Source organism: Marinomonas lutimaris, from assembly GCF_019426345.1.
Taxonomy (GTDB): Bacteria; Pseudomonadota; Gammaproteobacteria; order Pseudomonadales; family Marinomonadaceae; genus Marinomonas; species Marinomonas lutimaris.
Genome location: NZ_JAHLLW010000009.1, coordinates 124726 through 149408, shown reverse-complemented (window position 1 = coordinate 149408; position 24683 = coordinate 124726). Strand labels below are relative to the sequence as shown.

Here is a 24683-nt window from a genome sequence, read left to right as displayed (position 1 = left end):
TTGTTTTCCCTCACAATTTGATCATGACTCAACTATGATTTTTTCGTTAGTTCCCAGTTTTCAGAGTTTGCCTGAAAGTAGGCTACCTCAGCATTTGTGGAGTTGGCCAACCAACGAGAAAGAATCAAAGTATTAGAGTCTTGGCTTATACGACCGATAAGTGATATCGGTTGAGATGTCTTTAGCATATATCCACTTAAGCTAACGCTCTGTAATATATTGTTATTATCTAAGGTATCTGTGAAACCAAGCATGCTTATTAGTTCACTTCCATATACTAGCCAGCCGTTGACAACACCATATTCTTTATCCTGCAAAAACACCGTTAGCTGAATACTTTTTTCTTGGTTTACCCAAACGCCATTAATAGAATTAGAAAATTTCGTTTTTTCCTGTGCTATCGATTCAATGTTTTTTGTCTTGATTTCATTAGAGCTAGAGTATTTCGTGAAGATCAACTTATTGATGTAATCTCCTGGAACAAAAGCTTGATATTTAGTTGTCGTTAACAACGAATTCATTACCGTCATTTGGCCATCACTATCAAGCTGACCACAGTAAGTAGACACCCAATGAGAGCCTTCGTCAGGTTCTTCACCACTAATTGAACGCCAATAAATAGACAGTACTAATGGTTGCCCAGCAGCGTTAGTCGGGTTACTTGGCCGACAATATCCGATCACAAGATAAGTTCCGGTAGAGCCAGTATGAGATCCGTACTCTCCAAAAATAAAACCATCTTCATCGACTTCTAACGTCATCGTTGAGCCATAACTATTTTCCCATGAGCCATTCAACATCAAAGACATACATTACTCCTTTATGGTTCAAACATTTTTATCTACTCGCTAAAATCGGTAGACATCAATTGAAAATACGTGCCGGCTTATTTTGAGTTGTCACAATCACTTTGGGTCCCTTTTCTTTATTGAATATCCACATGCCAACAGGAATAATGCAATTCTCGCCTTCACGTTGAACTACTCTAAATTCATACACCGTATACAAATAATCCATCAATACAGAACCTACCAACGCGATATAATCAGCATTTTCCATTGGTTGAAATTGCGCAATAACTTCTCCTCTATTCCCACCAGCCTCAATCAATACATCGTACATGTCAGAGGTAACCACCAACTTTCCAATATTTCCAGAATCCGTTTCTCCGATCTCAATCACCAGATCTTCTTTTGTTTTAGTCGCTATGTTGTAAAGCGTAGTCATGACATCCAAATCACCTTTGAACTGAGATGAGCCAGTATCCAAAGCAAAAAAATATGGCGTGCTAGTAATTGATTCAGGTGCAATAACCTGAGTATCACCAATAGATAAAGATGTGATCCTGCTGGTCCATAAATAAGGGGCATTGTATTTATCCCAAGGCAAAAATAGATACTCCCTGTTCTCTCGGTAATCTTGATTCAGCTGCCCAAATTCCACTTGACCACTCTTGTTATCGATATCTGTTAAAAATGTAACATAAGGGCATTTCGAACTAACCACTCCTTGATCAAGCAAACTCTGAAAGAAATGAAATGATGTCGGTTCAGTTTTATTGCTCGGTGCCATAGCTCGAAAAGATCGATACATAGAAAGAGAATCTGATAATTCCGTTGTGCTTGGGATACCAATACCGCCATCCCAATCAAGCTCTTCAAACTGAGAGCCTTCATAAGATTGCGCTAAATATATGTCCGAAGACACAGACACCAAGCCATTATCCATTTGGCCCAGTATATCTGGCGTTAAGGTGAAAATATCCTTACCCGTCTGTACCTGCATACTTCCCCATGGACCAAAATCGACATCAATCGGCTTCGTACTTATCCATGAAAAGCTCGTTGATTTGTCATAAACAAACTCTTTACCTCCATAATGATGACAAGTGTCCGATCCACATAAGCTAGAAGTCACCCAAATAAAGTTACTGCCAGTATCAAAGGAAAACTTTAACGGTTGCGCAGTCGTACCAAGCCCAATATAAGCATACCAAGGTGACGCACCATTATTCTGATAAGGGCCCCGACCAAGAGAAATAGTAATCCCCTTTCCTTCACTTTTTACTGATAACGACTTATCCATACTTCCTCCAGAAAAACACAGTGTATACTTGACCATACTTACTAATGAACGTACGCCAAATGTGTGACAAAAAAACATTCAGGATCATAAGCTTATGAGCATTTCAATTATTAAATCCAGCATCCTTATCTTAGGATGTGCTTTTATCAGCCTAGTGCATGGCAACGATTTAATCGCTTTTGGGAAAGACTGTTTGGTAAAGGAGCAACGCTTAAATAAAGCCAAGAATAGATTAGAAGCCTTATCGCTTCGATCAGAAAGGACACAGAGAAAAAATAGTCAGTCACTAAACTATTTAGATCGCTATCAGGCAGAGTTGGCAGAATTAGAAGCAGAAGTAGCCGATTGCGCAGAAACAGAACCAAATAGCACTTACTGCCACCAAGTTAGACACAGATACAATGAATTAACCTATCTAATTCAGCGAGTCAAAACAGAAGCCATGGATAACGATTTTGGTGATAATGACACAACCATTAATTACGAGATAACAAGAAACAATTTCAATCGACGCTATGATGACTTCCTAGCCTTATGTCGAGATTCAAATGCACACTATTCACTGATTCAAAACCCAACAGCTTATGCAGAAGTTTGTTCTAATCAATCAGCAAAAGAATCCATAACTTGCTCTCTTTTCTAAAAAGAGAGCATTACAGGAAAACATTAACTGGCTGGTACATTACTGCTTTGCACTACATTAACCAACTTATCCATCGGGAAGCCTAGAGCTTCCGCTTTTAGCAGTAATCGACGCTTAACGTCTTCTGGCATCGTTGGGGTACGAGACAACAGCCAGAAATAATCACGACTCGGGCCAGAAATCATGGCGTATTGGTAGTCTTTTTTATCCAACTCAAAAATCACGTAGGCACCATAAAACGGCCCGAAAAACGATACCTTTAAATGGCCAACATCTGAAGAATTTACAAAATAAGCGCGACCTTCGGCTTCTCGCCATTTTTTATCTTCCGCAGAATAACCTCGGTTAAGCACTGCAACACCACCGTCACCACGCATAGAGTAAGTTGCCGTAACATTAGACAAGCCCTCTTCAAAAGCATGATCTTGGCGAACAATTTCATACCAAGTCCCTAAATAACGCTCTACTTGAAATTGCGTTACTGGATCAATATTTTTAGGCGCGCTAGTACAACCAACTAATAAAGTGCAGCCAGCTAATAAAATCGCCATTATCGAAACCATTACTTTCATCGAAGTATCCTTTATAAAAAATCGCAGCGTTTAAAGCATCATACAAATGTCACACTTTTATTGCAGTCTAGCAAAACCTATTGTGAGGGAAGAAACCTCTTGTTTAGTACTAGACTAATACGTCCATGGAATCAAAGACGACACAACATTCGCCAAAATAAATCACTTGTCGTTAATCTTAACAGCACAACGCCTATTACAACCATAGACCCTAGATACTTATCTTTCTCGATTGATATTTCAGTACTCGCGGGTGGTTTCTGGTGGGAAGGCAGTAAAGGAACGCAGTGCGGGCTTGGCACTCAGCGGGTTGAACCTCTCAACTTACAACAAGACAAACTCGATTTATTGGTAAAAGCGCTCGGCTCAGCTTATGTTCGAGTCGGTGGATCAGAAGCCGACAAGGTTCGTTACTTTACGAGCACTCCCCCTTCAACTAATAGCAACTCCCCATCTAATAGAAACTCCCCAGCTAATAGAAACTCAGACGCACTTATCATCACACAGGAAATGTGGCATCAGCTTCATGATTTTTGTCAGCGTAATGATTTAGACCTCATGTTCACTATGAAATACGGCCTGTTTGAACGACGTCAACAAGGCACATGGCAAGCAACAGAAGTTAAAAAATTATTGGAATACAGCCAAGCGCACGGACAAAACATAGACATTTGCGAACTGGGTAATGAGCTAAATGCCTATTGGGCATTTCATGGCTTAACCTCACAACCTAGCGCGCGTAATCTTGCCAAAGACTACGATACGTTTATCCGTTGTGTTCGCCAATGTAGCCCAGATAGCAAGGTTGCAGGTCCAGGAAGTGCTTTTTGGCCACGAATCGGCGAAGCCATCAAACCCTTAAGTAATATCTCCGCACCTTTCCTAGGCTATCTGGAAGAACCTCTAGATATTGTTGATTGGCATTATTACCCATTTCAAAGCAGCCGCTCTCCGGTTAAAACTCGCGCAGCAACCATCAAAAATATTCTCTCTCCAAGCTCTCTCATGGATTATGAGCGATATTCGAAGCAACTCGAAAAACTTCGTGACCAGTATCAGCCTAGAGCTCAACTGTGGACAGGAGAAACTGGCTCAGCTCAATGCGGTGGACAAGCCAAACTATCAGACCGTTTTGTATCTTGTTTTTGGTGGGCAGATCAACTTGGTCGAGGCGCAAAAATCGGTCAGAAAGTCATGATAAGACAAAGTCTAATCGGCGGTGATTACGCCCTTATTAATCGACAAACTTTGAAACCCAACCCAGATTATTGGGTCAGTTGGCTATGGGGAAAGCTAATGGGAGAGCGCGTTTTTGACGTACAAAGCAACGACCCATTTGTACAGATTTATTGTCATAGCGCCAAAAAAGAAGGCAAATGCACCCTTCTTATTATTAATATGTCAGCCAACCCCAAAATTTTACACTGTAACGGTTTTGGCTCTAAAAAGCGTCGTTTTGAAATCACCGCGGACTCTCTCACATCAAAAAAGATTCGCATCAACGGCCTCAAGCCCAAATTTAAAAATGGCAAAGTCAAACTTAGCGATTTCCCCAAACTATCCAAGCTCGATCTTGTCAGCCCTTATAGCATTAACTTCTGGTGTTTTACTGTGTAACAAATAGAGACACTCAAAAAAATAAATAGAAATGATTATCAATAGTATAAATGTTCTATTCTCATCTATATAATGACGCGCTCTTCTTGGTCTACAGGATTTTAGACATGGTTCGCTTTATGACACGCTTCACACCAGTTTTAGCTCTTCTTTTTTTAAGTCTTACTTTAGCAAGCTGTGATCAATCACCCACAGCCTCGCCAGACAAAACACAATTAAAAATAGATCAGGTAGAAAAAAGCACATCGGGTTGGCCAAGAAAAATCATGACTCCGGAAGGCCTGCTCACTCTCAATAAAAAGCCAACCAGAATTGTGTCCACCAGCGTCACCTTGACAGGTACTTTACTTGCCATCAAGGCCCCCCTTGTCGCTTCTGGTGCCACCATGGCGAATACCAGCGTAGCATCTGAACAAGGCTTCATGCGCCAGTGGGCAGATATCGCAGAAACTCGAGGTGTCACTCCCCTCTATCAAACCGAACCCAATGCCGAAGCGATTATCAAGGCCAACCCAGATCTAATCATCATTTCTGCAACAGGCGGCGATTCCGCCATCAAGCTTTATGGGCAACTTAAAGATATCGCACCAACATTGGTTATTGCGTATGACGACAAAAGCTGGATGCAACTTGCGAATATTTTTGGTGACCTTCTAGGTTTAGAAGAACAAGCGAAAACCATGATCCAACGCTTCAAACAAGAAGTTGAACACACCAAATCAACCATCAATTTACCGCCTCAACCGACTACGGCCATGGTCTACTACCAAGACGACACTGGTGCCAACATTTGGACCTCAGAATCTGCACAAGGTCGATTATTACAAGAGCTTGGTTTTACTCTTGCCGACGTACCTGAGAGCGTAAAAGGCAATATCAGTATGGGCATTCGCCATGACATTATTATTGCTACTGGAGAGCGATTTCCTGATGCGGTAACAGGTAATACCACACTGTTATTTTCTGCCAGCACAGACCGAGAAAAAGCTTTTATGAATAACACTTATTTACATGAAACAAGATCCGTACAAAACAAACAGGTATTCGCTGTTGGCGATGATACCTTTCGCTTGGACTATTACAGCGCCACCAACTTATTAAAACGATTACAAATACTGTTTGGACGTGAAAAGTCATGACCAATAACACAATGTCTGCGTCAAAGAGCAAGCGATATGCTTGGTTATTCGTATTGCTGCTATTTTTACTCATTATTATGATCGTCAGTTTATGCATTGGGGCTAAGCCGATTTCCATGGACATGCTGTGGAATATACTCATGGGCGAAGAACATGGACTGGCCAAAACCATTGTTATTGAAGGTCGTTTACCACGCACGTTAAATGGGCTTTTTGTTGGTATGGCGCTTGGAACGTCTGGCGCACTGATTCAGGCAATAACCCGAAATCCTTTGGCGGACCCCGGTATTCTTGGCGTTAACTTAGGCGCCAGCTTAGCCATAGCGATTGCCATCGTCTTCCTAGGCGCAACTCAGCTGACCCAATTTTTTGGCTACGCGGCTCTGGGCGCTTTTTTAGCCAGTTTATTAGTATATTTCGTTGGCAGCATTGGCGGTGGTAAAACCGACCCTCTGAAACTTACGCTCGCAGGGGTTGCCATTGGCGCCGTATTTGGCGGTATTAGCTCTGGCCTTACTCTTTTTAATCCAAGCGCATTTGATCAAATGCGTTTTTGGGCAATTGGTAGTCTAGATATTCGCTCGTTATCTGTCCCATTATTTATCGCCCCTATTGTCATCGGCGGCTGTTTGTTAGCCGTATCGATTACCCCAGCTCTTAATGCATTTGGACTAGGCGACTCCTTGGCATCTGCACTGGGTAGCAAGCCCGCTCGGATTCAGTTGTTAGGGCTAATAGCGGTTACATTACTTTGTGGCGCTGCCACTGCGGCGGCCGGACCCATTGGCTTTGTCAGTCTAATGATGCCACATATTGCTCGCTGGATGGTGGGCCCAGATCAACGTTGGATCATCCCCTTTTGCTTTATTCTAACGCCCATATTGCTATTAATCGCTGACATCATCGGACGTGTATTAATTGTCGGGGAATTACGAGTTTCTATTGTGACAGCGTTTATCGGTGCACCTATTCTGATTTATTTAGTGCGCAGAAAAGGAGCTTCTGGACTATGAAGGTCTATCGTACCCACACACTTACAATAACCAACTTTGTCAGCCACTACCCAAAGCAAATCATTTGTTTTTTTACTCTTGCGCTGGTCATTGCCACACTTTTTTTTGGCCAACACATTGCCGAAAATGTTCAAGATATTTGGCGGCTTCTCACAGGTCAAGCTGCCCCCTATCAATCTATTGTTGTGTGGCAATGGCGTGCCTCTAGATTGTTTGCCGCCTTAGTCATCGGTGCAGCGCTAGGAATCAGCGGCGCCGTATTTCAATCACTGGTTCGAAACCCTTTGGGTAGTCCAGACATCACTGGCTTTAATGTTGGCGCCTTTACCGGGGTTTTGCTGTCTATTGCTTTGTTTGGCAATCTCTACTGGTTCAGTGTGTTGGGCGCAATTTTGGGCGGTCTTTTTTCTGCCTTGCTCGTTTATATTTTTGCCTATAGAGATGGCCATTCCGGTTTTCGATTAATCATCGTTGGCATCGCGATTAGTGCCACCCTTTCTGCGTTTAACCAATGGCTGATTCTTAGCGTTTCATTAGAAACCGCAATGACCGCTGCGCTTTGGGGGGCAGGCACACTCAATGGTATAACCTGGGTGCGCATATTGCCCGCAGCGGTACTCATTGCAGCCTTTATCCTTTGTGCTTTTTTGCTTAATACTCGTATGAAATTGCTCGAAATGGGCGACGATACCGCGGCGGCGCTGGGCGTTTCAGTGAATAAAACCCGCCTCACCCTAATGTTTGTTGGCGTCGCTCTAACCGCTGTCGCCACCGCCATCACAGGCCCAATAGCCTTCATTGCTCTGGCCGCGCCTCAGATAGCAAAACGACTTGAAAACAGCGCGAGCACCTCATTAGGATCATCCGCTCTAGTCGGCGGTTTGTTATTACTTAGCGCAGATTTTATCGCGCAACATAGTTGGGAAGGCTCGACATTACCGGTGGGACTCATCACTGTGAGCTTGGGGGGTATTTATCTAGTGTTTTTAATTATTCGAGAGGGAAGAAAATGACAGCAACAGTCACAGAAATTCAGCAAAACAAATCAAACGATCCAGACTATCAAGCTTTGCCAGAACTTTCTTTGTCGACCCAATCTGTTACCCTCGGTTACGATCAAACCATCATCACCAACAATCTCTCGGTTGATATTCCTGAAGGTAAGTTCAGTATTATTGTTGGCCCAAATGGCTGTGGTAAATCCACTTTACTAAGAGCATTGAGTAGACTACTGCCACCAAAATCTGGCCAAGTACGACTAAATGGCCAAGACATTCATACGTTACCAACCCGTGAGGTAGCAAAAATACTGGGGCTCTTACCACAAAGCGCAATTGCTCCAGATGGTATAAAAGTGGTCGATCTAGTCGCTCGTGGCCGTTTTCCCCATCAAAAGTGGTTTCAACCTTGGCGCGAACAAGACCAGATAGCCGTCGAGTCAGCAATGAAAGCGACTGGCATCATGGAGTTCGCTCAGCATCATGTTGATCAACTTTCTGGCGGGCAAAAACAACGTGTGTGGGTAGCTATGGCCTTGGCTCAAGAAACACCATTACTATTATTAGATGAGCCAACGACGTACTTAGATATCGCCCATCAAATTGAGCTAATGGATTTATTTCAAGACTTAAACCGCCTACAAGGTCATACCATGGTGGCGGTTCTGCATGACCTTAATCACGCTTGCCGATACGCTGACAATCTTATTGCTATGAAAGAAGGGAAAATCATTACTTCTGGCGCGCCCAAAGACGTTGTCACTGAAGCGCTTATTGAAGACGTATTTGGCTTACCCTGTATGATTCTGGAAGATCCTGTTTCAGGGACACCATTAATCATTCCAAAAGGTCGACAAGTGTCGTTGAGCGACAAGCTATAAATAAAAAATGGCGATGTCCTGCGACATCGCCATTTTTAAGATTGCACCCTCTAAAAAGTCATTACGCCGTCGCCTCTTTTGCCTCAACTTCTTTTTCATTAGATCCTTCTTTAGCAACACCCTCATCAGGAAAGAGCGTGGTATCAATCAAGCTGACATTTCGTAATGAGCGATTTCCGGCACTTAATAATACCGTTGCTGCGGCACAACCAAAGCCAAGGGCGACTAAACCCATAATCGGCGACAACACCTTTACAAGTGCACCAATGCCTAATGCACCAGCAGAATCCCCTACTACATCTTGCGCAGTCCAGAAGCTACCAATTCGACCTAACATGTGATCTGGCGTGTGGCCCTGTACAATTGTGTGTTGCAGCAAGCCGCCAATAGAACCGAGATAACCGAATACAGCCAAGGCCAGCAACATAACCACTATATGCCCCATAAAACCCAACGCGGCGACACATAAGAAGGATAAAAATGCGGTGAACAACATCACCACACCTGGCCGTTTCGCATGACGAACCCAACCGCTAGTAAGCGCCCCTAACGTCGACCCAACAGGTACTGCGGCGTACATGAGCCCAACTTCAAACGCTCCGCCACCAAATGCGGTTGCCGCTAAAGCAGGGAATAAAATACGAATAGATTTGGTGACCGCTTCTAGTGTGCCCAATGCAACAACGGCACGAATAACTTTGTGCGTAAACACAAAGCTAAATCCGTCTATTAAAGAGCGGATTGGGTGCTCTTGAGGCCCACCTTCTTGCGGCTTCATGTTTGGCAAAGTAACCAAGGTAATTAACGTACAAAGCGTACCTATCGCTGCCAAGGTATAGTTCCATGTCACCCCAAATGACACTATCACCACACCGGCAACTGCGGGTGAAATGACGGAACCAATACGGACAATCAACATGCTCAATGCACCCGCTGTTGGCAAATTTTCTCGTCCAACTAAATGAGGAATAGACGCCATTAACGCCGTCATTCCAATGGCACTGAAAAAACCATCCCAGAGAGAAATGGCGTAAACGGCCCATAGACTTGGCTCTGACAAATACGCATTGGCTGCAAGCAAGACAAAACCAACTCCGCAAATAAAGCGCGAAAATAGAATCAGCCATTTGCGGTCCATTCTGTCTGCTAAAACACCTCCTAGCATCAGACCGACAAACATCCCCATTCCATCTAACGCCACGGCAAAACCAACCTGTAAACTGGACCCCGTTAACTCATATATCTGTACCGGCACGGCGACATTTAGCATGCCAATACCCAACACAGACATCAGCCGAGCAATGAAAATAGCGCGAAAGTTTCTGTTGGTTTTTAGCAAACTAAAGTCCAACATGATATTTGATTTTGACATAACGACTCAGTTAACCCGCCATATCAGCAGGAATCAAAAACGACAATCCCTTTATCAAACCAGAGCGCCACGAGAGCCAATCATGACCACCACAGAAGACCTCATATTGCACACGGCCCCCTTTTCCTCTAATGGCTTGGCACGTCTGCTCATTGTAAACACACATATCCCCTTCACCCGTTCCAACACTTTGATAAACCTTTAAATGCGAAACACTTACTCGGTCATTCAATATTTGCTCTGCAAGACTATTGGCTGGAATAGGTTTAGATGCAATAACCTTATCAGGATCAATCATTCTGTCTTTGTCAGGCCACCAAAAAGACCCTGATAAGCTAATCACCTTCGAAAAAACATCTGGAAAAGTCACGCCCGCATACAAAGAAGAAAGACCACCTAAACTCTGTCCCGCTACGAGATATTCTGAAACAGAACGGTTCGAAGCCGCTAATTTCGACTCTACTATTGGTAACAAACCATCAATCAAAGACTCCCAAAAAGGCCGATAGCAACCCAATTCATGCCAGCGAGTTTTGCTATCTATAGAAGGAATTAAAAGATAATGTGTTGGCGCAATTTTTCCAGTATCAGTCAAATACTGAAGAACCGATAACGTACCGCTAGCAGCATTCCACTTTTGTCCATCAAGTAAAATCACCAATGGAGCATCATCCATCGTAGTTGAGAAGAGCCAACAATCTCGCTGATTATCAAGTACGTAAGATTGCCACATAAGCGTCTGAATACGCGCTTCAGAAACGTCGTTCAGAAGCCCTTTTTCCCATTCATCCCAGCCTAATTCTAACGGTGCATGAGGAAGGTGTAGCACTGAGCTAACACCCCAACCAGAACTCACAGCTGGACGTTTATTTAAGGGGTCGAATGTCTGATTTTTAGCGACCCCCATCCACCAATTCCGCTGTGCCATTCTAGAGTTATCGCTCAATAAACGCACGACTTCGGGTAACTGATTTTTTTCTATAGGGATGAACGAATAGCTACCACGCCATTCTACGCCGATTTCTAGTTGACCGTACCAAACATCGGTTCCTTTTACTCTATGCATGCTAGCCGGTGTCCAGCTATGATGATCGGTGATTGAGTTCACATCCAACAATACGCTCGCCGTTGAAGATTTATCTTCCGTTCCTTGTGGATCCTGCCAAATAAATAGCACAACACTTGTTTGAGCGTTTTGTACTTTTATAAAAGGCGCTCCAATAGAACGAATATCTTTCCACCACTTACGACTACCAATCTGACTTTCAGGTAAAAGAAAACAACGCAACAGTTGTGGTAAACCCGTATTTTCGATCAATCCCCTTCCCTCCACAAAAAACATTCATGAATTAAGTATTTATAAGCCTTGCAAGACACATATGATAATGATTATCATAATCTTTAAATCTATCAATATCTACTTAAAGACATCATTTGTATTAGAGACTCTGATAATGACGCATAAAACTCAACGCCTTTTTCTCTGCGCCAGCCTGCTTTCACTATGCATGCTAATAACAGCTTGTGATGATACATCCAATATTGACGTTAGCACCCAAAATACCACTCAGCTGAAAATTGATGAAGTAAGTAAAGATATTTCAGGATGGCCAAGAACGATTATGACGAGCTATGGTCCTGTTACCCTAACCAAGCAGCCTACACGAATTATCTCCACCAGCGTCACCATGACTGGAACACTGTTAGCCATTGATGCTCCTATTATTGGCTCAGGTGCAACCATCCCTAATACCAATATCTCAGATGACCAAGGCTTTTTCACTCAATGGAGTGAACTTGCTACGCAGAAAGGCTTAAAGGCGCTCTATCAAACAGAACACAACGCAGAAGCGGTTATTCGGGAAAACCCTGATCTTATACTCATCTCCGCAACCGGTGGTGATTCGGCCCTTAAGCTCTATGATCAATTAAAGGACATCGCACCGACAGCCGTCATTAATTACGGAGATAAAAGCTGGATGCAACTTGCCAAGGTCTTGGGCAACTTCATTGGTTTAGAAGACAATGTAAACACACTAATCGACACATTTAATCTGCAAATAGATCAGTTCAAAAAAGTAGCCATATTGCCTCCACAACCAACCACGCCACTGGTTTATTATCGAGACGGCACAGGGGGCAACATATGGACATCCGAATCGGCTCAGGGTCAACTTTTAACTCAGTTAGGATTCACCTTGTCAGCTATTCCAGATTCGGTGCGCGGCGATTTAAGCATGGGAAAACGCAACGACATAGTCATCGCCAGTGGTGAACGCTTCCCTGATGCGTTAACCGGAAATACGTTACTTTTGTTTGCTACGGAACCACCTCAAGAAGCAATGGTAAAAAACAATGCTTACCTTGCTGAAACGCCAGCCGTCCTTAATAACTCCATCTATGCAGTAGGAAATGATACATTCAGGCTCGACTATTTTAGCTCGAGTAACATGATTCAGCGTTTAACAAACTTATTTAAAAAAGACAGCAGTGTGCTGACTTCCAATCCTTAAAAATCAACCCAAGACGCACACCCCTAAGATGAATTTAGACAATTCTATTTCACCGTAGAGTGGGTGCCTTTAAATAAAAAGTCATTATTAAAGTTAACACTATGCTGCAGACACAACCTATTAATCCTATATTCCATCGCCAAGATGTAGGCTCTCATGACTGGTGGCTGGATATTAAGCAAGCAGGGACACCTTTAATCGTAAAGGTCGATGAGAATAAAAGTATTGTCTCCTTCATTTGGCAAGATCCTTGTGGAAAGTGTTCTGATATAGATTCCGTTTATATTGATCTCTATTCGAAAACGCCTCATCCCACACAGCAGCTGACAGGTTTCGCCCGCCTTGAAGGTAGTGATGTTTGGTTCTGGGAAACAGAACTTGAAAACGACTGGCTTGGTAGCTATTTTTTAATGCCAGCCACACACAGTCAACGTCCACCAAAACACAAAACCCGTCAAGAAATTCGCCAATGGTGGATTCAGTTAATGGGCCTTAGTGCGCAGTCTGACCCATTAAACGTATTACCTGCCCATAGTAATGGAAACGGAGTAACACTCTCTGCTATTTGTCTAAGTGAAGATAAAAAAGCCGCATTCAAATATTCAAATGTAGAAACACAAGGCATCCTAAAAGAATCCGTATGGAAAAGTGAGCGGCTCAATAATGAACGCCGAATTTGGCTCTACAGAACAAGTCGTAACACTCAAGAGTCACTGCCTGTCGTACTTTTATTCGATGGGCAGTATTGGGCAAATCACCTACCAATTTATGCAGAGCTAGACGCACTTACCTTATCTTGTCAGATTCCAGAAGCTCAATATATCTTAATCGATTCGATTAGCTCCTCTCATAGAAATATTGAGCTCGCTTGTAATGTCGATTTTTGGATCGCCATCCAGAAAGAATTACTCCCATGGGTGAGAACTCAATACTCTATTACGGATAAGCCTGAAAAAACGATCGTCGCAGGGCAAAGCCTCGGTGGCCTTTGCGCTATTTTCGGAGCTTTTCACTGGCCTGAATACTTTGCTACAGCCATCAGTCAATCGGGGTCATTTTGGTGGCCTGATGTCGACTCTCAACCAGGAGAAGGCGAGTTAATTCAAAAAATTTCAAACGCGGATTTAACCACCGCCCCGCTAAATATTGTGATGGAGGCAGGATGCTATGAGAAAGACATGCTAGAAGTCAGTCAAATAATGGCAAAAACGCTCAAAGAAAATGGACACCGTGTTCGATATCGAGAATTTAGAGGCGGCCATGACTGGTTATGTTGGCGCCAAGGTCTTATTCACAGCCTATTACAGGCACTTAATAGCTGATTTCTAATAACCATACACCGCGTCATAAGGACCAAGCAAACATGGACAATAACCAATACCTCAACCCATTCGACAATGAAGATCTATCATTCCTTGTGCTACTAAACCAACAAGGACAGTACAGCTTATGGCCAGAATTCGCTTCACTTCCGAAAGGCTGGACAATAATTCTGGGACCATTACCTAGAAGTGAATGCATAACCTACGTTGAACAGCATTGGAAAGCGATCAACCCATTTGATAATACAGCACCAGAAAGCCGATAAGGAACCCTATTATGCGATCTAAAAGACTCCCTCTTACCAATACACAACAAGGGATATGGCTGGCTGATCAGGTATCAGAAGACAAACACCTCTACACTATTTCGCACTGCTTAGAAATGAAAGGTAATATTCAAAGTGGATATTTAGAACAAGCCATCCGTTTAGCACTTGGTGAAGCCGATACAGTTCTCGCTCATTACGGAAATGGAAAACAAACACTTCTTGACCCGAAAGAAGCCAATAACATCCACATAGAAAAAATCGACTTAACGCAAAACAATGCAGGTCGCGAACAAGCGCTGGCAATCATGCAAGCAGACACAGAACAAGACCTTCCACTCTCCAATGACGGCCAAAAACCGCTGCAGAAACAGATATTAATTTCCATCACAGAGAATGGTCATAGTGTCTGGCTTTGGTATCAGCGCTACCATCATATTATGTTAGACGGATTCAGCTTCACCGCTCTCACCAAACGAGTCGCCGATATCTACAATCACTTGTTAAAAAAACAACCTATTTCCGATTCGCCTTTTATTTCAGTCACCCAGGTAATAGATGAAGAAAGTACATATCAGGAATCCGAAAGATATCAGAACGATAAAATATTCTGGACCGACTATTGCGTTGACATGCCATCCCCTGTCAGCCTTTCAAATACACCCACTATAAACGATCTAGGTAAATCAAGCTTAATACGCCATATCACGCCAATAACACCTCATCAACTAGAAAAGCTGAACGTACTGGCTGACTCAATTAACAGCAGCAGCGCTGAGCTATTAATGAGCCTTATAACCGCCTACCTCTTCCGAGTAACTGGTCAAACTAGCCAAGTCATTGGAATGCCTTTTATGAGGCGCTTAGGCTCTGTATCTGTGTCATCCGTTGCGCCCATGGTCAATGTGCTGCCGATGAAAATAGACTTAGAACCCCACATGCAATGGCATGACATCACACAAGCATTTAAGCGCTCTTTAAAAACGATTCGTCGCCACCAAAACTACAGCGCAGAACAAATTCAGCGAGACATAGGTAAGGTAGGGTCATCTGGGCTTTATAACACGCTCATCAACTACAAACAGTTTGACTACGAACTCAATTTCGCAGGAATTGCAGGCATTACCCATCATTTGGCCACAGGCCCTGTGGATGATTTTGAGTTCAGCATTATTGTCGAAAAAGAAAAAACCTATTTCGAGCTAAGAGCAAATGCTCGTAAATATAATCGTGCTGCTCTAGAGCAGCACGGCCTACGCCTTTTTACCATGCTAACAAATTGGCTGAAAGCTCCCGAAACTCCATTAGCCCAACTATCCATTCTACCTGAAGAGGAACGCAAAGCTCTTATCGAATGGGGAAAAGGGCGCCAATTCGAACCCGAAAACGTATCCAATATTTTAGACGTTTTTTGGCAACAAGTAGTAGACAAACCAGAAGCGACAGCGCTTGTCTGCCGCCACCCAGACGAAGACATTGAAACACGTTTTACGTTTCTCGAACTAGGTCAAGCTATCAACCGCTTAAGTCATTTTTTACTAGCACACCCTAGTCTTCAAAAGACCGAAGGCAAAACTGTCATTGCCTGCGCCATGCCTCGTAGCGCTCAATCTGTTATCGCGATGATGTCTATTCTAAACACAGGAGCAACCTACTTACCGCTGGATTTAGATTACCCAAAAGAACGCATGGAAATGATGTGTGAAGATACAGATCCCGTTTTGCTATTGACCCATTCCAGTGTCTCGCTAGGGTTAAATATGCCTGTAATTAACCTAGACGATGAATCATTTGTCTCGTTACTCGCCACCCATCCAGACACCCACATTACAGAAGCAGATAGACCAACGCCCAGCAAGGACGACATCGCCTATGTAATCTTCACCTCAGGTAGCACAGGTAGACCAAAGGGTGTGATGAACACCCACGCCGCCATGCTGAACCTGCTACTTTCTCACCAAGAATCAATTTACCGTCCAGCCCAGAAAGTGGTTCAAGAACGTCACCCAGGGCGCGCTCTACGAGCGGCGCACACCCATTCATTTTCTTTCGACTCTTCATGGTTGCAGATTTTCTGGCTGATTCAAGGAGAAGAACTCTATGTGTTTGATGAAGAAACACGACGCGACGCCTATGCCATTGTAGAAGAGGTTCATAAGATCAAAATTGATGCCATGGACTTGCCGCCGTCTCTGTTAGCGCAACTACTTAACAATGGTCTGATGGCAGATCAATCAGGCACATCAAACCATCAACCAAGCCTAATATTGATTGGTGGCGAAGCATGCCCAGCAGCACTTTGGCAGCAACTGAGAAGCTACCCAAAACTAAAATCTCATAATCTTTATGGGCCAACAGAATACACAGTAGATACTCTGCGTGCCGACCTAACACAGCATAATATGCCTATCATTGGTCGCCCTATTGCAAACACACAAACTTATATTTTAGATACTCAGTTACAGCTTGCTCCCATCGGCGTCTTAGGTGAACTTTATATATCAGGCGCAGGCTTAGCCCACGGCTATTTGGCTCGAGCGGAACTCAGTGCTAGCCGTTTTATTGCTGACCCTTTTAGCGATCAAGCCGGCACCCGCATGTATCGAACCGGCGACATCGTACGCTGGAATCAAGAAGGCTACGTAGAGTTTATGGGGCGTGGAGACGATCAGGTTAAAATCCGTGGCTACCGAGTTGAAATAGGCGAAGTAGAGAATGCTCTCTCAAAATTAGAGCATGTCGAAAGCGCCATTGTCATTGCTGAAGCGCTAAATAACAGCCACAGACTAATTGGCTATTGCGTGATACCAGGCTTATCAACAGAACAACAGCAAGACCACGGACAAATATTATTAGCAGAATTACGCAATAATCTACCTGATTACATGGTGCCATCCAGCCTTTGCGTCATGTCATCTTTTCCGCGTAATGTCAGCGGTAAAGTAGACAAAAAAGCCCTACCTAAAATAGACGTTCAAACTTCACTAGAGGCCAAGGCCTTACCTGAAAATGAAGATGAAATACGGCTCTGTGATTGTTTTTCAAAGGTATTAAAAATAGACAAAATTGGCACGACGGACGATTTTTTTGTTCTCGGTGGCGACAGTATTAGCGCCATTATGCTTTGCACAGAACTACGAAATACAGGCTATACATTGCGTCCGAGCCAAGTTTTCAAACTACGCACTCCCCGACAAATTGCCATCGAAATTACACCTATTTCAGACACATCGTCATCCGATAACATCAAGAAATGGGCGCTCTCACAAGATCAGCTAAGTACACTATCATTACATTATGAACCGATTGGCGACATTGCACCGTTACTGCCATTACAAAAAGGCATGCTATTTGAAACCATGATGGATTCGGCTTCCGGTAATTACAACGCATATACGCGCCTAAACTTTACTGGTGAAATGGACCTCTCCACTTTACAGGATGCACTAAATGCCCTGCTAGTCCGCTACCCTCAATTAGCCGGTGCTTTTGATAGCGAACACTTAGCAGAACCTGTATTCATCATTCCCGATACTCAACAACAAACATGGCAATGGCCGCTGAGTACGCATGATATCAGCTTTTATCCTGACGATAAAAAATCAGCTGCATTAGAAGAGCTAGAACAAACATTGTTAAAAACACAACACAAGACAGATACATTCTGCAGTATGATCCACGCCGCTTATGTGGATTTAGGAAAAGATGAAACAACAGGAAAACCTAAATCGGCACTTATCCTAATTGTCCATCATCTTATTATCGATGGTTGGTCTACGCCCCTTTTATTACGCAGCCTACTTGATGCCTACCAGCAACAAACTAACTCTCTTAGCCCTATCCCCAATAGTTACACCGAGGTAATCAAGCAACTATACAATCGTGATCAACAGACGAGTTTAAAAAAATGGCAGGAAGTCATGCATCAAGCACAACCTTGCCTGCTATTTGAGCAGCGCCAAGATGAAGTCAACGAATTTAAACTCTCTTTAAATCACACCACAAGCAAACAATTAATGTCTCAACTTAAAGAGCGTGGTGTGACCTTAAATGTCTTCATGCAAGCACTTTGGGCCCAAGCCTTAAACCTATTATCCGGTAAAGAAGATATCATTTTTGGTTCGCCCGTCTCTGGACGAAGCAGCAATATCCTCGGTATTGAAGACCAAGTTGGCTTATTTCTAAATACACTGCCAATTCGCGTGGCACTAAATTCCACTTCGTCGCTCTGGGAACAGTTACCGATCATGCAAAAGCGTCATATCGAACTCTTAGAACATGACGCCATTGGTCTTGCTGAAATACAAAACATCGCGGGTAATCAAACCTTGTTTGATACTTTATTAGTGGTAGAAAACTACCCGGACAGCGAATATCTAGACACACAATTACAAGGTAAAGACGGCAATCCACTAGCAGTTAGCGACATTCATAACCGCGGCTACAGTCACTATCCATTGGCTTTATTAGTATTACCCGGTGAAGAAATTACTTTCCTTATCGAAAACCGTGGTGCATTAACGCATTTTGAAGTGGAAGCCTTAGCACATAGATTGCAGCAAACTATTGAAATCTGTCTTAAAGACCCTCGACGACCACTGTGCCGATACGAAAGTCTTAGCTCTCAGGAAGTTCGCTTCATTACCCGTATTAACGATACGAAGCAATCTGTTCCTGAATTAACCTTACAATCGGCATTAGCAATACAAGCACAAACTACGCCGGAGGCTCTCTGCCTTTCAGATCAACAACATCAGTTGAATTATCAAGAAGCTCGATATCAAGTGCAAGTCCTGGCATCAAAGCTGCGCAATGAAGGTGTTACTGAAGGTCACATTGTTGCCGTCGCCTTACCAAGAAGCTGTCACTTAAGCTTGGCCATTTGGGCCATTATTGAAGCGGGGGCGGCCTATTTACCTTTAGACCTTGGTTATCCTGATGATCGCCTCGCCTACATGCTCGACGATGCCTCACCTGTATTGTTAGTCACCCAGAGCTCTCAAAAAAACCGTTTTCTTAACATAAATACAAACACAAAACGCCTTGCCTTTGATGAGCTATTTGACCAGTCTTACGATAAAAACTCGGCACATCAATACAAAAACACCAAGCCAATAGCGGCCAGCGCGATTACAGGTGAACATCCTGCTTATTTAATTTATACGTCAGGTACCACAGGTCGTCCAAAGGGCGTATTGGTTTCCCATAAAGCAATAATCAACCGTATTTTATGGATGCAGCATGAATACCACCTCACCCCTGACGACGTCGTCTTACAAAAAACGCCCTGCAGTTTCGACGTTTCTGTTTGGGAGTTTTTTTGGGCGCCAATGGTTGGTGCATCTTTAGTCATGGCGGCCCCTGAAGCTCACCGCGATCCAGAACTACTCATGCAAACCATCGACCAATATGCTATCAGCACCTTGCATTTTGTTCCTTCTATGCTCGCTATTTTTACGGCAAGCATGCAAAGCAAGGACGATAATTCGCCTACTTGCAAATCACTTAAACAGGTATTCTGCAGCGGTGAAGCATTGCTAAAAACACAAGCCATTGCTTTCAAAGACTGCTCTAACGCTCAACTGCATAACCTTTATGGGCCAACCGAAGCCGCTGTTGATGTGACTTATAAACCCGCTTTTGAGGATTTGTCTTCACATGGCCAAGGCGTCGCGATTGGAAAACCCGTGTGGAACACAGAACTAAGGGTGCTAGATCAGTACTTACGGCCCGTCCCTATTGGTGCAACAGGAGAGCTTTATTTATGCGGTACTCAGTTAGCTATTGGCTATTTAGATCGCCCAGAACTCAATTGTGTTCGGTTTGTCGCTGACCCTTTTGGACAAGCCGGAGACAGAATGTACCGTACAGGCGATATCGTCCGCTGGTTAGAAAACGGGGATATTGAGTATTTAGGCAGAGCGGACAATCAAATCAAAATCCGTGGCCAACGCATTGAACTAGGAGAAATTGAAACGCTTCTTCTACAACAAAATACAATCGAACAAGCGGTCGTCGTAGCCCGTACATTGAATAATGAAACCGCCAACAATACGGGACAAGATAATCGCCAGTTAGTGGCCTATCTCACATTAAATGCTTCAACAAACTATGATGAATCAGCAGTTAAACTTGCGCTCTCCGAAGAACTACCAAGTCATATGCTGCCTGTCGCTTATGTCATATTGGACAGCCTACCACTCAGTGCCAATGGCAAACTTGACCGAAATGCACTTCCAGAACCCAACATAGCAAAAAACACGCTCACGTCCAACGTGTCTAGAGCACCATCGATCGGACTAGAAAGTCAGCTGGCACGCCTGTTTACAACGCTTTTAGGAATAGAAAACATCAAAGCTGAAGATGATTTCTTTGCACTAGGAGGTCACTCTTTACTCGCCATGAGGCTAGCTGCGGATATACGTAGAGAAGTGAAACGACCTATTACAGTAGGACAAATAATGGTTACCTCTACGGTTGCCAAACTCGCCCGACTCTTAAGCAAAGACACAGAGCAACATAGCCGCGAAAAGCTGGAAGCCATGATGGATGGCAGCAATGCAATGACTGCCAGTAACGCAAATGGCTTTGACCATTTGATTTACCTTCGTGAAGGGCAAGGTGAACCACTGTTTTGCTTCTATCCTGGATCTGGCTTTGCTTGGCAATACAGTGTGTTATCCCGCTATTTAAAAGGTGAACACCCTATTATTGGCTTACAATCTCCCAGACCCAACGGTTTAATCGCCAGTAGCGCAACGATGGAAGAACTAATCGACCAACAACTTCATGTCATTCGTCAAGAACAAGCACACGGTCCCTATTATTTATTGGGCTATTCCCTCGGAGGAACCGTTGCTTATGGCGTCGCAGCTAAGCTTAGAGAAATAGGGGAAGACGTTAACTTCCTCGGTCTATTAGATACTTATCCAGCCGAAGTTCATGATTGGAATGACCCGCAAGGAGAAGAGGCTGCTATGGGCGCGGAGCGAGAACAAACACAACTTCTAAGCACGGCAATAACAGATGAAGATGGCGACCCTGGTGAAATGGCACTTTTTGTAAAACAAGAACAAGATAAGATGCTTGAGCAAATTTTTGCCAACTATAAAGATGCGGTTCGCTTACTGAAAAAAACCACCACTCCTAACTATGATGCAAAAGTTGATGTCTTTATTGCACAGCAATCTCTTCCGGATTACATCAACCCGGCCATCAATTGGCCACCTTATGCAAGTCAAGTGTGTTTTCACCCTTTAGCTCATTGCAGCCATGAAGACATTCTATCCCCAGAACATTTAAAAACATTAGGACCATTGCTAGATCAACTTATTCATGATGCAAAACAAAATACATTATTAAGTTTAAAAGACCGTTCTGACACATCATCAGAACTGGCTTAACCATTTCAAAAAGAGAGTGAAACGTGAGCGATACCAAGAAAAAATCAATGTTTGTGGATTTCAGTTTATTAGCGACCCACAGGAATTTTCGCAATATATTTATTGCCCGTACCATTTCTATACTAGGTTTAGGCATGCTTTCCGTGTCCATACCTGTACAGGTGTATTCTTTAACCAACGACAGCTTGCATGTAGGCATCGTCATGGCACTAGAAGGAATAGGTCTATTTATTGGCCTACTTCTAGGCGGTGTTTTAGCCGACATGTATGAACGTAAGCGCATAATCCTTTTTGCGCGTACAATTTGTGGGTTAGGTTTTCTCGCTATGGCCGTCAATGCATGGTTACCAGAACCTTCTTTATGGGCCATCTATGTTCTATCAATTTGGGACGGCTTCTTTGGTGCATTAGGCGTCACGGCATTAATGGCGTGCATGCCTTTTATTGTTGGCAGAGAAAATCTCATGCAAGCTCGCGCAATCAGTATGGTAAGTGTTCGTTTAGCAACGGTCATTTCACCCGCTATTGGTGGCATTATTATTGCTGTTTCTGATGTGGCTTGGAACTATATGATTGCTGCTGTGGGTACAGGCATAACTCTTATGGCTCTTCTATCTTTACCAACAATGCGACCCAAAGAAGTAAAAAGTCACAATCCACTCAAATCATTATGGGACGGCTTTACATATCTATGCACCAATAAAATTGTTGCCAGCGTGGTAATAATAGGAACCTTAGTCACCTTAACAACAGCGATACGAGTATTGTTTCCTGCCTTAGCCGACACAGTGTATGGTGGAGGCGCTTGGACAGTTGGCTTGATGTATTCTGCCGTTCCATTGGGTGCAACGATGGGAGCTATTATTAGTGGCTGGACAAATCATATAGAAAAACCCGGTTTAGTAATGATGCTTACCAGCCTTGCTGCTTTTCTCTGCTTAATGGGGATTGGTAGTACAACCTATTTTCCTCTTGCCCTTATTCTTTTGGCTCTTTTTGGCTACCTAGTATCTATCGCATCCCTGTTACAATACAGTTTTGTTCAAGGGCATACACCCGACCACTATTTAGGTCGTATTAATGGCATATGGACAGCTCAAGACGCTTCTGGAGATTCAATTGGAACACTTTCCATTGGCGCTTTAGGGAAACTACTTTCATCATTGGGTAGTATCTTTGCTTTCGGTGCCGTGTCGATGGGAATTGGTCTCATCATGTTAGCTAGCTTAAAAACATTAAGAAGCAGCCCACTCAATGATCCTGAATTAGTAGAAGAAAACTAAACACGTCTAAATACTTACCCTTTTGTATAAGCCTCCTTTTTAGGAGGCTTATACTGCTGATAAAGTCTTCGCCTTCGTGCGAGGACTTTTTATAATAGCCTTATGCTAAAAGAACGCCCCAAACCCAATCGACTCTAGAGTTTGTCTCCATTGACGAGCTCGTTCCAAGTGATCATCTTCTTCGTAAGATTGATCGAACCATCGACTTTTCATTCTTACATGATCTTGTTAAGGATTTTTATTGCGCGGATAACGGTCGTCCTGCTCTAGATCCTACTCTCATGTTTAAGCTGCTATTTATTGGCTACCTTTTTGGTATTCGTAGTGAACATCAGTTAATTCGAGAGTTTCAAGTTAATGTCGCTTATCGCTGGTTCCTAGGCTTAGGCCTAACAAACAAAGTGCCTGATGCCTCAACATTAAGTGCTAATCGTACTCCAAGCAATGAAACGCAAGTTAGTCGGTGGGCATACCTTCTACACAGATTCCACTCATCTAAAGGCCAATGCCAACAAGAAGTATTTTGAGAAAGTTCATATTGAACAGTCTCGTCAGGCGTACATGGATGAACTAGATCAGGCTATTGAGGAGGATCGACTCGCTCACAGAAAAAAGTCACTTCCACCTGATAAAACTCAGTTGGACACACGAGAAATTAAACAGAGTACAACCGACCCTGACAGTGGTTACATGGTACGTGATACCAAGCCGAAAGGGTTCTTTTATCTAGCTCATCGAACGGTAGACAGTCGCTGCAACATCATTACGGATGTTCATGTTACCGCAGGCAATGTCCATGACGCCGTTCCCTATTTAGAAAGACTGGATCGAATCAAGAATCGATTTAACTTCGTTATTACGTCAGTTGGTGTGGATGCAGGGTATTTTACCTCGGCAGTTTGTCATGGATTAGAAGCCCGAAATATCTATGCAGTGATGGGCTATCGTCGTCCAAATCATAGAAAGGCTTCTTCTATAAACGCGAGTACAAATACGATGCAAAACATTTACCTCTACCCACAAGGCGAACCGCTCACTTACAAAACCACGTCAGAGAAGGTTATCGTCATTACGGCTCAAACGGACTGATCTGCCAAGCCTGTCCCGAGAGGCATCGCTGTACAACCAACAAAAAATCGGTGAATACCATCACACGCCATGTTTGGGAGGATAGCAAAGAGCGTATTAATGCCCACCGCTTAACGCCAGCAGGCAAGGCTATCTATGCAAGGCGAAAAGAGACGGTCGAAAGAAGTTTTACCGATGCAAAAGAGCTGCATGGTTATCACTACGCACGTTTTAGGGGAAAAGATATGATCGCCTCTCAATGTCTACTAACTGCAGCAGCCCAAAATATGAAGAAGATCACCTTGATGCTGAGCTAGAAGCTTTTATCTGTTCAAAAAATGACTGATTCGATAATCAGAGCCTCAATAAAGACTCTCAGAGAGTACCCAGTCACTAATGAGGTATATTAAGTTATTTGGAAAGAAATACAGGAAAACATTCAGAAAAATAAAACCCCTGTTAAAAAAAATGGGGTTTATCAGTAACCTGACCTCCTTATTAGAAGGCT

16 protein-coding genes and 1 pseudogene are annotated in these 24683 nt (G+C 43.4%); 12 read left to right on the top strand and 5 right to left on the bottom strand.

Annotated elements, in window-relative coordinates:
• Positions 1 to 32 precede the first annotated feature (32 nt).
• Positions 33 to 809 (bottom strand): avidin/streptavidin family protein, encoded by a 777-nt coding sequence (locus KPL72_RS12400; RefSeq protein ID WP_219703011.1) that lies wholly within the window; start codon positions 807 to 809, stop codon positions 33 to 35.
• Positions 810 to 864: 55 nt separating this feature from the next.
• Positions 865 to 2085 carry a pepsin-like aspartic protease gene (locus KPL72_RS12395; RefSeq protein ID WP_219703009.1) on the bottom strand — a complete coding sequence of 407 codons (1221 nt, stop codon included), beginning with the start codon at positions 2083 to 2085 and terminating at the stop codon, positions 865 to 867.
• Positions 2086 to 2179: 94 nt separating this feature from the next.
• Between KPL72_RS12395 and KPL72_RS12390 the strand changes: the two genes are divergently transcribed.
• On the top strand, positions 2180 to 2728 hold the full coding sequence (locus KPL72_RS12390) for a hypothetical protein (RefSeq protein ID WP_212918403.1): 549 nt from the start codon (positions 2180 to 2182) through the stop codon (positions 2726 to 2728).
• A 23-nt stretch (positions 2729 to 2751) separates the two neighbouring features.
• Here the strand turns inward: KPL72_RS12390 and KPL72_RS12385 are convergent, their stop codons facing one another.
• Positions 2752 to 3300 carry a lipocalin family protein gene (locus KPL72_RS12385; RefSeq protein ID WP_212918402.1) on the bottom strand — a complete coding sequence of 183 codons (549 nt, stop codon included), beginning with the start codon at positions 3298 to 3300 and terminating at the stop codon, positions 2752 to 2754.
• Between the two features lie 99 nt (positions 3301 to 3399).
• Here KPL72_RS12385 and KPL72_RS12380 point away from each other — a divergent pair, with 99 nt between their 5' ends.
• From KPL72_RS12380 to KPL72_RS12360, 5 genes are all read left to right on the top strand, one after another.
• The gene (locus KPL72_RS12380) at positions 3400 to 4917 is read left to right on the top strand and encodes a glycosyl hydrolase family 79 N-terminal domain-containing protein (RefSeq protein WP_249422234.1); all 1518 of its coding nucleotides are present in this window, start codon (positions 3400 to 3402) and stop codon (positions 4915 to 4917) included.
• 107 nt (positions 4918 to 5024) lie between these two features.
• Positions 5025 to 6056, top strand: a complete 1032-nt coding sequence (gene fepB / locus KPL72_RS12375) for a Fe2+-enterobactin ABC transporter substrate-binding protein (protein ID WP_219703007.1) — start codon at positions 5025 to 5027, stop codon at positions 6054 to 6056.
• Positions 6053 to 7069, top strand: coding sequence for a Fe(3+)-siderophore ABC transporter permease (gene fepD / locus KPL72_RS12370; protein WP_249422233.1), 1017 nt, complete (start codon positions 6053 to 6055; stop codon positions 7067 to 7069). The genes fepB (KPL72_RS12375) and fepD overlap by 4 nt, the downstream gene beginning before the upstream one ends.
• Positions 7066 to 8082 (top strand): FecCD family ABC transporter permease, encoded by a 1017-nt coding sequence (locus KPL72_RS12365; protein WP_219703005.1) that lies wholly within the window; start codon positions 7066 to 7068, stop codon positions 8080 to 8082. The genes fepD and KPL72_RS12365 overlap by 4 nt, the downstream gene beginning before the upstream one ends.
• On the top strand, positions 8079 to 8948 hold the full coding sequence (locus tag KPL72_RS12360; RefSeq protein WP_219703004.1) for an ABC transporter ATP-binding protein: 870 nt from the start codon (positions 8079 to 8081) through the stop codon (positions 8946 to 8948). The genes KPL72_RS12365 and KPL72_RS12360 overlap by 4 nt, the downstream gene beginning before the upstream one ends.
• Positions 8949 to 9009: 61 nt before the next feature.
• Here the strand turns inward: KPL72_RS12360 and entS (KPL72_RS12355) are convergent, their stop codons facing one another.
• Positions 9010 to 10320: an enterobactin transporter EntS gene (entS, locus tag KPL72_RS12355; protein ID WP_219703002.1), complete on the bottom strand. Its 1311-nt coding sequence runs from the start codon at positions 10318 to 10320 to the stop codon at positions 9010 to 9012.
• Between the two features lie 10 nt (positions 10321 to 10330).
• Positions 10331 to 11638, bottom strand: coding sequence for an enterochelin esterase (gene fes, locus KPL72_RS12350; RefSeq protein WP_219703001.1), 1308 nt, complete (start codon positions 11636 to 11638; stop codon positions 10331 to 10333).
• A 136-nt stretch (positions 11639 to 11774) separates the two neighbouring features.
• Between fes (KPL72_RS12350) and fepB (KPL72_RS12345) the strand changes: the two genes are divergently transcribed.
• The 6 genes and pseudogenes from fepB (KPL72_RS12345) to KPL72_RS12320 all read left to right on the top strand — a co-directional run bounded on the left by fepB (KPL72_RS12345) (position 11775) and on the right by KPL72_RS12320 (position 24492).
• Positions 11775 to 12833 (top strand): Fe2+-enterobactin ABC transporter substrate-binding protein, encoded by a 1059-nt coding sequence (gene fepB / locus KPL72_RS12345; protein ID WP_212918396.1) that lies wholly within the window; start codon positions 11775 to 11777, stop codon positions 12831 to 12833.
• A 101-nt stretch (positions 12834 to 12934) separates the two neighbouring features.
• Entirely contained in the window at positions 12935 to 14155 is a 1221-nt protein-coding gene (gene fes, locus KPL72_RS12340; RefSeq protein ID WP_212918395.1) for an enterochelin esterase, read from the top strand.
• A gap of 41 nt (positions 14156 to 14196) precedes the next feature.
• Positions 14197 to 14421 (top strand): MbtH family protein, encoded by a 225-nt coding sequence (locus tag KPL72_RS12335; protein ID WP_212918394.1) that lies wholly within the window; start codon positions 14197 to 14199, stop codon positions 14419 to 14421.
• An 11-nt stretch (positions 14422 to 14432) separates the two neighbouring features.
• Entirely contained in the window at positions 14433 to 21824 is a 7392-nt protein-coding gene (locus tag KPL72_RS12330; RefSeq protein WP_219702999.1) for a non-ribosomal peptide synthetase, read from the top strand.
• 23 nt (positions 21825 to 21847) lie between these two features.
• A complete protein-coding gene (gene entS, locus KPL72_RS12325) occupies positions 21848 to 23107 on the top strand; it encodes an enterobactin transporter EntS (RefSeq protein WP_212918392.1) in 1260 nt (419 codons plus the stop codon).
• A 149-nt stretch (positions 23108 to 23256) separates the two neighbouring features.
• A pseudogene (locus KPL72_RS12320) lies at positions 23257 to 24492 on the top strand (IS1182 family transposase).
• Positions 24493 to 24683 lie beyond the last annotated feature (191 nt).